5 protein-coding genes are annotated in these 11,446 nt (G+C 40.4%); 2 read left to right on the top strand and 3 right to left on the bottom strand.

The window, feature by feature from the left end; genetic code table 11:
* Nucleotides 1-444: 444 nt before the first annotated feature.
* Complete coding sequence (locus tag GNE10_RS24615) at nt 445-3,897, bottom strand: DUF4347 domain-containing protein (RefSeq protein WP_185567482.1); 3,453 nt, start codon at nt 3,895-3,897, stop codon at nt 445-447.
* 529 nt (nt 3,898-4,426) lie between these two features.
* Nucleotides 4,427-4,885 (bottom strand): MgtC/SapB family protein, encoded by a 459-nt coding sequence (locus tag GNE10_RS24620; protein WP_099070687.1) that lies wholly within the window; start codon nt 4,883-4,885, stop codon nt 4,427-4,429.
* Nucleotides 4,886-5,222: 337 nt separating this feature from the next.
* Between GNE10_RS24620 and GNE10_RS24625 the strand changes: the two genes are divergently transcribed.
* Together GNE10_RS24625 and GNE10_RS24630 are read left to right on the top strand one after the other, a co-directional pair.
* The gene (locus GNE10_RS24625; RefSeq protein ID WP_185567484.1) at nt 5,223-7,595 is read left to right on the top strand and encodes a putative PEP-binding protein; all 2,373 of its coding nucleotides are present in this window, start codon (nt 5,223-5,225) and stop codon (nt 7,593-7,595) included.
* A gap of 646 nt (nt 7,596-8,241) precedes the next feature.
* Complete coding sequence (locus GNE10_RS24630) at nt 8,242-10,443, top strand: EAL domain-containing protein (protein WP_185567486.1); 2,202 nt, start codon at nt 8,242-8,244, stop codon at nt 10,441-10,443.
* A gap of 82 nt (nt 10,444-10,525) precedes the next feature.
* Here the strand turns inward: GNE10_RS24630 and GNE10_RS24635 are convergent, their stop codons facing one another.
* Nucleotides 10,526-11,185 (bottom strand): DUF1361 domain-containing protein, encoded by a 660-nt coding sequence (locus GNE10_RS24635; RefSeq protein WP_185567488.1) that lies wholly within the window; start codon nt 11,183-11,185, stop codon nt 10,526-10,528.
* Nucleotides 11,186-11,446 lie beyond the last annotated feature (261 nt).

Raw genomic sequence — 11,446 nt, forward strand, 5'->3', positions numbered from 1 at the left:
GAAAGATAATGACTGACTTCAGTAAATTTACTAGATTAATATATAGCAGTCCGATTTGATTTATAAACATATCGTATGTAGGTAGGCAAAAGGCAAAAGGCAAGAGGTTTATAGAAAATTAAAGGGTAGGGAATTTTGTTCACAAATTAAATAGGAGTCCTATATATCCAAATTTTTTTAATTGCTATACATCAAATAACCTTATTTTTCCGATCAAATCAAACTGCGTATTTTTTTCATTTAGTATAATTTAAAACCTCTCTCCTGAAAGAAAAGAGGTTTTGATGTCAAAGTATGACAACAGATTTTTTAGGTCGTTGACTGTTGAGTGTTGACAGTCAGCAGTCAACAGTCAACAGTCTTCTGTGGAATACTTTTTTACTTGGAACTCCCTTAAATCATCAAAGTCTAGCTACATCCCAAATATCAAATCCAAAATTGATATTACACAGCATTAGCAGTCAATTTGACTTGCACAATCACATCGTTGTAATCTCTATCGCCACCATTTGGTAAATCTTCAAAACCAAAGGTGTTATTTCCCAATAATCGAATGTGATCTTTCTTGTCAGCGTTAGCGCCTAAGAATGCAAAATAAACCTTGGGATTATTATTGCGAATATCACCAAGAAATGCATCGGGTTTCCCATTGACAATAATAAACGGTGCAAACAGGGAACCAGCCGCAAAAGTGCCACTATGAGAAGCTGTACCTTGGTTAGTTACTGTCAAATCAATGCCTGTAACACGCTGACGTACAGCAGCTTCAGCGTAACCAGCTTGTCCCACAAGAATATCTGCTATGCCATCATTATTAGTGTCAATACCACCACTTTCATCAGCAATTTGATAAAATCCAACACAATTGTTAAATGCAGCCTCTCGATGAACCTTAAATTCAGCTTTTACTGATTTCGTCACACTTCGTAAATCAATCAGTTCGCCTTCTTTTTTACCTTGCAAACTTGTACCTAAAGTTATCTCTTGATTTGTTGCTTGAACTGTCAAAACTAAATTTTGGAAATTTAGAGAAAATCCTTCCTGTTCTGTGCTGTTGTTGGTAGACGAAGAAAAAACAACATTTGAGAAAGAAGCTTTTCCAGACAGTATAGTTTGAGTAGTAGTCTGAGATACCATATAAAATCGAAGTCTGGTATTAGACTCAAATTCTAAGATACTTGTCAGGTCATCGCTATTAAAACCATTAGGCAGATTACCAAGGGAACAGAAAATCACTTTAGAACGTAAAAGAGCGGCTTTTGTATAACCTTCTGCACCAGGGGCTATACCATCTATCTTACCTTCATCGTCATCAACATTAAATACACACAGTTCATTTACTTCTTTGGATTTATTGGCTTTAATTTTAATGGAAAGTTTTCCTTTACCGCCCTTATCTTTACTTTTGACAGTAAAGATATTCTGAGTAATATTAACCAATTGGAAAATAGTTGTTATCTGGATATTTGTAGAGACAAAACTGCTAGCATTAACATCCAATTCCTTATCAAAAGAAAGCCCGCCAACGTCAGTAGTGCGGACGCGGATTTTATAACTAGATTTGTTGATATCAGATTTAATTTTGAGGCTATTCCCCTCAATGATAAATGCATCATTATCGCTATCACCATTACCAGTCACTAAGCTATAGGTGTGTTTATCATCTTGGTTTGAATCAATAGTAGTGAAAAAACCGATAATTTTTTGTTCGTCATCGTCATCATCATTATCGTCGCTGACAATGCTAAATATTAAATTTGTCGGCGCAGAATTCTTCTCGGTAACTGCAAGTGTAAACACATCACTGACTTCATCTCCAGCAATATCTTGAGCAGTAACTTTGATGTTGAGACTACCAATATCCTGACTTGTGGGAGTGCCGCTGAAGGTGAGAGTATCAGGATTAAAGTTCAACCAAGTGGGCAGTAGTTGATCGTTTTCCAGAGTTGCAGTGTAAGTGAGGATATCTCCGGCATCTGCATCGCTGAAGGTATCATTTGGGATAATGAAGTTAAAAACACTATCTTCGGTGGCTTCTCGATCCTGAATTTCATTCGCTAACTCTGGAGATTGATTCACCAAGTAACGGGCGATCGCAAAGTCATAATCAGTATCGTTATTGGTAACTCCCGCCACCAGAATTTTACCATCATCTTGGATAGTAATGCTATTACCACCTTCATCATTGCCGTTAAAGTCAGTAGTAACTTTACCAGTAGCATTGAAGGTGGTGTCGAGAGTGCCATCGCTGTTATAACGGGCGAAAGCAAAGTCATCATTACTGCCGTTATTGCTATATCCGGCCACCAGAATCTTGCCGTTATCTTGGACGGTGATGCTGTTGGCAGTCTCATTGCTGGCGTTAAAATCGGTAGTAACTTTACCAGTAGCATTGAAGGTGGTGTCGAGACTACCATCGCTGTTATAACGGGCAATGGCAAAGTCATTATCAGTGCCGTTATTGCTAGCTCCCACCACCAAAATCTTGCCGTCATCTTGGATGGTGATGCTGTAGCCACTTTCATCTTTGCCGTTAAAGTCGGTAGTAACTATACCAGTAGTGTTGAAGGTGGTGTCGAGAGTGCCATCGCTGTTGTAACGGACGATGGCAAAGTCATTATTAGTGCCATTATTGCTATATCCAGCTACCAAAATCTTGCCGTCAGATTGGATAGCAATGCTGTTAACACGCTCATTACTACTGTTAAAGTCGGTAACAACTTTACCAGTGGTGTTGAAGGTAGTGTCGAGAGTACCATTGGTGTTGTAACGGACAATGGCAAAGTCATCATCAGTGCCTTTATTGTTATATCCAGCCACGAGAATCTTGCCGTCATCTTGGACAGCGATGCTGTTGCCACCCTCATTACTGATGCTCGAGGGGTTAAAGTCAGTACTAACTTTACCAGTAGTGTTGAAGCTGGTGTCGAGACTACCATCAGTGTTATAACGGGCAATGGCAAAGTCATCATCAATGCTGTTATTGGTAACTCCCGCCACCAGAATCTTGCCGTCAGATTGGATGGTGATGCTGTAGCCAATCTCATTATTGCCAAAGTTGGTAGTAACTTTACCAGTGGTGTTGAAGCTGGTGTCGAGAGTGCCATCAGTGTTATAACGGGCGATGGCAAAGTCATTATTAGTGCCGTTATTGCTATATCCAGCCACTAGAATCTTGCCGTCATCTTGGACAGCGATGCCGTAGCTAGCTTCATCATTGCCGTTAAAGTCAGTAGTAACTTTACCCGTGGTGTTGAAGCTGGTGTCAAGAATTACTTTTCCTAGTACTGAGGAGTAGGTTGTCATTACTTGTTCTTGGAACGCCAAACCAGAAGTAATTGCCCCGGTACAAACATTCAGTTTCCAGTTTCCGCCTAATGTGTGACTTCCTATTAAGTGATTTGAGGCTGCTACCACTGCACCAGTCAATTCGCTTAATTGCCGTACAAATGTCATGCCTTGCTGTGTTTGAGCAACTTCACAACCATACACAAGCAGTTGTGCGTCAGCAGTCAAAGCATTAGCCCAACCCATGAGTTGCCAACTGTAGCGATGAAGCGTCTCATAACTCAGTTGACTGTTTCCCAAATAAAGCCGCCCTGGTGCGCCGTGGGAAACAATGTGCAGGCTGCTAACTTGTTGATGCAATGCCAATACTTGGCTAATTTGCTCAATACCATCCTGGTTGGCATCTAGGACAAAAACAGTCAGATTAGGCAAAACACCTGCTACCAAATTTTGGTAGTTTTCTAGCTGTGAATCAATAAAAACCAGTTGATTAGCAGGCTGTATATAATTACCTGCCACCAAGTCAACTGCGCGATCGCCTTCCATGTCTGCTGAAATAGCAGTTATCCCAGCTAAAAAGTTAGTGGCATTTGTAAATGATGCAGTCATAATTGTTTTGAAGTATGATATTTAGTTACCTCACACTTGTTTCTCTTGAAATTCCGAAATAGTCAGCAAGAGTGATATTCTTTGCTAGCAAGGTGAGGAATGCACTATACAGCTTATTGTCTAAATTTGAGTAAAACCTCAGCAAATACACTGTGTTAGTGGGATTTTTGGGTGGATGAAAAGTTTCTATTGGCGATCGCATATACACCCATGCGAACTTTACACTGGCTTCATCCAAGTTCCAATGCAAGTATAGGAATCATAGTTGATGGTTTTTCAAATGCTAATTTTGTTCAGTATAGTTTAATTTTATACTTCTTATTTATTTTTTACGTAATTACTGACTATGACACTTTCCGGTGCGGAATGTGGGTTTAAGCACTGAAAAATTTGAAATATAAGGATTTTAGGCGTTGCATAATTGCAGGATGATTTGAGAATTTGCATCAAGACATAATCTCCGCGTCCCCGCATCCCCGCGTCCCCGTGTCCCCGTGTTAGCCTAACTCATCCCATTATTCAGCAAGCTCTAATTATGTTTCTCTAACACTTTAAAAACTTTGAGAATTAAAAAAGTCAGGATACCACCGATTAATCCCAACTGCCATAAACCACAGCCAGCAGCAATTCCCAAACCAGCTGAAACCCAAATAGCCGCTGCTGAAGTGAGTCCTTTGATTTCCAATTGCTGTGATGGCTGGGAAGATTGCCCCACAATTTCTCCAGCACCGAGAAATCCCACGCCAGTTGCAATTCCTTGAATCACACGGCTGAGTGCATCAGGACTAGTCTGTAACTGACCTGTTTGCAGAGGTATGATGGTGAATAAAGCTGAACCTAAACTTACCAGCATGTGAGTTCTTAAACCAGCTGGTTTGCGCCTAATTTCCCGTTCCCAACCGATAATTCCTCCAATCAGCAATGCTATGCATAGTCGGAAACTGATATTTAACCAATCATTAGTTGCAAGATAGTAAGTGTTTGGCAAGGTTGGTTCTGGTATGGATAACTATATTTACTACGATAATTGGTAATATATCTTTTAAGAAACATGGGGAGTGGAGACTAGGGAGTAACGAGTGGGAAAAAAAGCAAGTGTTTCTTTCATTTGTAGCGGGTGCTGTGCAACCCACCAGCTGCTTTTAAAAAGTATGCACAATTCTGAATACGATGGGTTAGGATTCAATAATTATACAATTTTAGACTTTTTGAAGGATTTTTTCTAAAAAAATATTGTTTTAACCAATAAATGTAGGTTTGCATTTTTCAATCAGGAATGGCTGTACTGTGGCTACGAATAGATAACTGACAACTAATCAAATTGAGTGGAAAAACTCTACTGGCTAGACCAAATTAAACTACAAGACCGCGCCAAAGTAGGTGACAAAGCGTTTCACTTAAGCAGAATTATCCAACGTGGCTATCCGGTGGTACCTGGTTTTGTGGTTTCGGCAGAAGCTTTGCGGCAATTTCTAGAAAATCTCAACAGTTCAGAATCATTAATTGCTGATTTACCTTATTCTTCGTTACACCTAGATGTCAGTAATTGGCGTCAACTTCAGCAGGTGGCTGGACGTTTGCGCGAGGAAATTTTGACTGCAAGTGTATCACAAGAGTGGGTGAATAAAATTTTCACAGCAGCAAGAGAATGGCAAACAAGTTGTTTGATTTTTCGACCGAGTTTGTCAATAGCCGATAGTATTCAGCCTATGGAAAATGTATCCGGCTTACTTGAGTCAGTATTTTGCCATTGCCAACAAGACGCCATTGCTACAGCATTAAAAGGTATTTGGAGTCAAATATTTCGTGCCAGAAGTTTATTGTATTGGCGGCACACAGGAATTAACCTACAACAAATTAATCTGGCAGTTTTAGTACAACCTGTGGAAAATGCCATCGCCAGTGGCTTGCTCAAAGCCAACTCCTCTGGTTGGGAAATTGAAGCCACTTGGGGATTAGGAATTGCCATTGCTCAAGGCGAAGTGTTGCCAGATGTCTATTACATCCAAAATGAAACTGGGATTATCCTAGAGCAACAGCTCGGCAATAAAATGCTGGCTTACGATGTTAATCATCCTTCCCATAAAATTTTTTCCCAACCTTTAGCAGATTCAGCCTTCACACCAGAGGAAAATTGTCTGGTAACCTACGTACTTCAAGAAGCCCAACAAAAACAGTACGCTTTACAACCAGAATATTTACAACAAATAATCGGGTTGGCAACTCAATTAGTTGCAGAACTAGGTAAAACTTTTACTCTCAAATGGACGATCGCCAGCCAAGCCACATATAGTAAGCTGTATTTAACACAAGTTACTAGTCCCCAATCCATCATCCCCCACGTATACTTCATCAGAGGACTAGCAGCCGCAGGCGGACGTACTGTAGCCAATGCTTTGGTCACCATCAACTCTCAGCAAAAACCCGAACAAATCCCCAAAGGTGTAATTTTAGTAGTCCCAAAAATTACACCTGATTGGTTGCCATTATTACAACATGTTGTTGGTATTATTACAGAACAAGGTGGATTAACTAGCCATGCGGCAATTCTAGCCAGAGAATTAGGAATTGCCGCAGTAGTAAATGCAACATCAGCCACAAGCTTAATTCAAACTGGGGAACGACTTTTGCTTGATGGCGACAGAGGAGAAATTTATCGGATCAAAGGAGAAGTCAGAGATGAGGGAGATAAGGAAGATGGGGGAGATAAGGGAGAGCGAAGAGTAAATACCCCCTCATCTCCCACCCTGCGGGAAACTAAAGCTACATCCCCCTCATCCCCCTTTGCTCTACCTATGATTGCTACCAAACTGCTGGTTAACTTGAGTCAGTCTAGCTTGATTGAGCAAGTAAAAAGCTTGCCCACTGACGGGGTAGGATTGCTACGCTCAGAATTGATGATATTAAATATATTAGACGGACAACATCCTCAGAGTTGGATTTTAGGCGGACGGCAAGCACAATTGCTAGAGCGTTGGTCTGAGGAGATTATGGAGTTTGCTCGTGCCTTTGCACCAAGACCAGTTTTTTATCGTTCTTTAGATTGGCGATCGCCAGATTTACCATCATTGAGTAATAGTTTACAATCTTCTGAACAATCGATGTTAGGGGAACGCGGCACCTTTAGCTATCTGCAAAATTCCAGTGTGTTTGAATTGGAACTCAAAGCTTTAGCCAGCGTACAGCAATCTGGTTATAACAACATTCATTTGCTGCTACCTTTTGTTCGGACTGTGGAAGAATTTGTTTTTTGTCGCCGCAAAGTCGAGGAAGCTCTTCTAACACAGGTAACAGAATTTGAATTGTGGATGATGGCAGAAGTGCCAAGCGTGCTGTTTTTATTACCAGAATATGTCAAAGCTGGCGTAGCAGGAATTTCCATTGGTACAAATGACTTGACCCAACTATTGTTGGGAGTAGACCGAGAACAAGGACAGTTAGCAAAAGTATTTAACGAACGTCATCCAGCAGTTATGAGTGCGATCGCTCAATTAATTGATATGGCTAAAACTGCTGGCATACCTTGTTCAATCTGCGGTCAAGCACCAGCCCTGTATCCAGAAATTATCGATCGCTTAGTAGAATGGGGCATAACTTCCATTTCTGTGGAACCCGAAGCCATCGAGCGCACGTATCAAGCCATCGGGCGTGCTGAACAACGCCTGATATTAGCAGCAGCACGACGTAAATTAAAATAGAAACATCTCGTTAAATAGGGAACAGGAAACACAGTGTTTCAAATGGGGATTTATACCCTAATACAGTTCGGATAAGCAGTATGAACTTCCCTTGTGGTCTGGGAAAAGGTTAAGGGGTAAAGGGTAAAGGATGTTTTTGAAACCTTTCCCCTTTACCCTTTAACCAAAACGTATTTATTTATACCCCACTTGAAACTTGCTATTTATAGAAGTAGGGGTCTATAACTCCCTCCAGCGAACAGGAAATATGAAAAACTGTTGCCTGTTCCCTATTCCCTATTCCCTTCTTTGATGAAAATACTCAAAACTATCGAGACAGTTTTTTTGTTTATGTCTATACCAACTTTGAGATTTGCCTTAATTTTATTTCATCAAGATATTTTCATCAGATAATTTTGATAGTCTCTGATATTATCTTTAACCAAATAAGTTAGTAAATTTTCAAAGATTCATCTAATTAACATAAATCAATCATCTTGTTATCACTATTTGGTGCATAATTCCTGTTAATCCAAGTTGATTACGCCATTCGCAAATTAACTTTTTAATTCTCATCAAATCTTCATCTACTTCAACTGTAGTTCATTTTTTATCAGAAGTTTGAGGGGAATAATAAAATCATTCGGATTGAGCAAGGTAGTTAGCAATGAGCCAAAAATGTCCTCTCTCCAAGACTTGTACTTGTCATAATATTGTGCGCTGCGAGACTGGGGAAGCAGGCAGGTTCTTTCTTTGGTTTCCCGTTTCACATACCTTAACAAAAGTTACCTCATACTTGAAAAACTTCGGTATTAAGTATGAACTGATGCACCAGCGTCCAGGTCTAAGTTTGAACTGTAAAGCCGGACAAGCTCAAGAAATTGCCCGTAACTTGTCTCAACTCCTTGCGCCCAGAGAATTAAGAGAAACCCAAGTTCTTTTCATTCAAGGTGCTATCCAACCCCAATTACAAGATTTTAGTGATATCGCCTCATTGCAACGGTTTATTAAGTTCAGTCAGTCCGAGTGGTTAGTGGAAATGTTAGCGAAGGAACGATTCACCACTCACTTTCAACCGATTGTCTCAATTCAAGATACATCCCAGATTTATGGATATGAATCGCTGTTGCGAGGGATGGATGAAGAAGGCAATTTAGTACCACCAGAATCAATCTTTGAGTTAGCAAGCGAAGCCGGACTGCTACCACAACTCGACCGAGTTGCTCGCCTCAACACCATTGAAGAATTTAGCCATCATCAAGTGAGTGGGTGCATTTTCATTAATTTTGCACCAACGGCACTTTATGACCCTGTTTATTGCCTACGCAGTACAGTAGAAGCAATAGATAGAGCAGGTATTCACCATCAAAGAGTTGTCTTTGAAGTGGTGGAGTCAGACAATCCTCAAGATTTAGCCCACCTCAAAGCCGTACTCCAATACTACCGCGATAGTGGGTTTTTAGTCGCCCTTGATGACCTTGGTTCTGGTTATTCCAGCTTGAACTTGCTGCATCAATTACGTCCAGATTTTATCAAATTAGACATGCAGTTAATTCGAGATGTACATCAAGACTTGTATAAAGCCTCAATCACTGAAAAACTTCTAGAAATTACTCAAAAGTTAAACATCCAAACCGTTGCCGAGGGAATTGAGTGCATTGAAGAACTGAACTGGCTGCGAGAACGAGGTGCAACCTTTGGTCAAGGTTATTTGATTGCCAAACCTAATGCCGTACCTGTCACTACAACTCCTCATTTTGATGCCTTAACCTTGAGTGTAGCATCAACATTTCATCAACAAATCGAGCAGCGCGTCCAACACCAAACCGAGTTCGAGCGAATTGTCGCAGCTGTTACCCAGCGCATTCGGCAATCGCTGGAGTTAGATGAAATTTTGCAAACCACAGCAGATGAAGTCAGACAACTGTTTGAGGTAGACCGAGTAGTAATTTATCAGTTTAATCACGATTGGAGTGGCTTAGTTGCTGTAGAGTCCTTAGCACAAGGGTGTATGTCCATTCTGGGATTTCATGTGATGGATACATGCTTTCAATCCACTGGTGCAATTTACTACCAACAAGGTAATACTAGAGCCACGGAAGATATTGAAAATGCTGGACTATCACCGTGTCATGTTCAACTATTGCGGAGCTTGGAAATTCGGGCAAATCTTGTAGTGCCGATTTTACAGCAAAAGCGTTTGTGGGGATTGTTAATTGCTCATCAATGCTCCAGTACTAGACTGTGGCAGCAATCAGAGATTAACTTGTTTAATCAGTTGGCAAGTCAAGCCGCGATCGCTATTCAGCAATCAGAACTTTACCACCAATTACAGCAAGCAAACCAAGAATTGCAGCGCCTTGCCTCTTCTGATGGTTTGACACAAGTGGCAAATCGCCGCTGTTTTGATGACACCTTCAATGCACAGTGGCAAAGATTAGCACGAGAGCAAAACTCATTATCTTTGATTTTGTGTGATGTCGATTACTTTAAACTTTATAACGATACTCACGGACATCTGGCAGGAGATGATGCCCTCAGAAACGTTGCCAAAACAATCTCTCGGACAGTGAAACATCCTGCTGATTTAGTTGCTCGGTATGGCGGAGAAGAATTTGCCGTAATTTTACCAAACACTGATGCCGAAGAAGCGATCGCAATTGCCCAAGAAATCCAAACTAATATCAGTGCATTACAATTGCCTCATCCGAGTTCTGAAGTCAGTGAATTCATTACCCTCAGCTTGGGTGTGGCAACAATCATTCCTCATAATCAATCATCTCCCGAAACCTTAATTGCTGCTGCTGACCAAGGACTCTATCAGGCAAAAGCACAAGGTAGAAATTGTGTGGTCAAAATAGACTGTTGACTGTTGAATGTTGACCATTAACGGTTTATTGTCAACAGTCAACACTGATTTTAAAAAACACCAAGTAGGTATGGTTACATAATTAAGTGTTGGGAGTATTGGAATTTACCGCTTGTGTTTTGATAGCATATCCATTTTTCGGTTGCAGTACAAAACCTAAAGTTACTCGTTTCATAATCCAGTAGAGTCCCACAAGGATTACAAAAGTGATGGCAATAATTACTAGTGGTTGTTTTCCAAGAATTTCCTCAACACCTTTGGTTAATAGTGCATCAGGTTGAGTGATGAAATCCCAACTATTGAAACGTAAAAAACGCCCCCAATAAATACCAACTGCACACAGAGCATGGGTAATCAATTCCAGCCGCAAAATCCATTCACTTTTACCGATGCGATGCAAATAGTATCCCCAATTAATTAACGATATTACATAAGCTTGAAAACCAGCAAAAATTACTAACAAATACACAGGAATTAGTACTAAAGTAATCATCCACACTGATTGGATCGTGCGGATATCATCTATCAAGTGAATTACATCTGTCAACAAATATGGTGCATTGGGTAAAAATGCATAGAAGACTAAGAATCCTAGCCACCAAAGCCAAGTGCGGCCACGCTTAATACGAAATAGCCATACACTCAAAGCTAAAGGTATAAAAGCCAGAAATAAATTCCAAGTCATCCAACTCATATTAATTCGTAAGACCTGTACCACTCTGGCTATCAATTCTTCTTTCATAGGTGTTAACTCAGAAGATGTTTAATTGTTCTAAATTTACTTTGTAGTGTTAATGTGATTGAAAAAGGGAATTGGGTATTGGGAATGGGAAAATAGTACTTTTAATATTATTACCTAGTCTCTAGTCCTCAGTCCTGAATTCCTTTTAGTCAATCGGTTGAAGTCACTAGTATAGCCAGAAAATCATCAGGGCAAAATCTACCACAAAAAGGAAGCCTAGTAGTTCGCTTTCGTGAGTTAGTGGGGGAAAGGGGAAAGGGG

The organism is Nostoc sp. 2RC (assembly GCF_014222165.1).
Taxonomy (GTDB): domain Bacteria; phylum Cyanobacteriota; class Cyanobacteriia; order Cyanobacteriales; family Nostocaceae; genus Nostoc; species Nostoc linckia.

Bases quoted from the DNA above. Each gene is read 5' to 3' on its own strand.
- GNE10_RS24635 (WP_185567488.1), bottom strand. From the start codon at position 11,185: ATGAAAGAAGAATTGATAGCCAGAGTGGTACAGGTCTTACGAATTAAT.
- GNE10_RS24615 (WP_185567482.1), bottom strand. From the start codon at position 3,897: ATGACTGCATCATTTACAAATGCCACTAACTTTTTAGCTGGGATAACT.
- GNE10_RS24630 (WP_185567486.1), top strand. From the start codon at position 8,242: ATGAGCCAAAAATGTCCTCTCTCCAAGACTTGTACTTGTCATAATATT.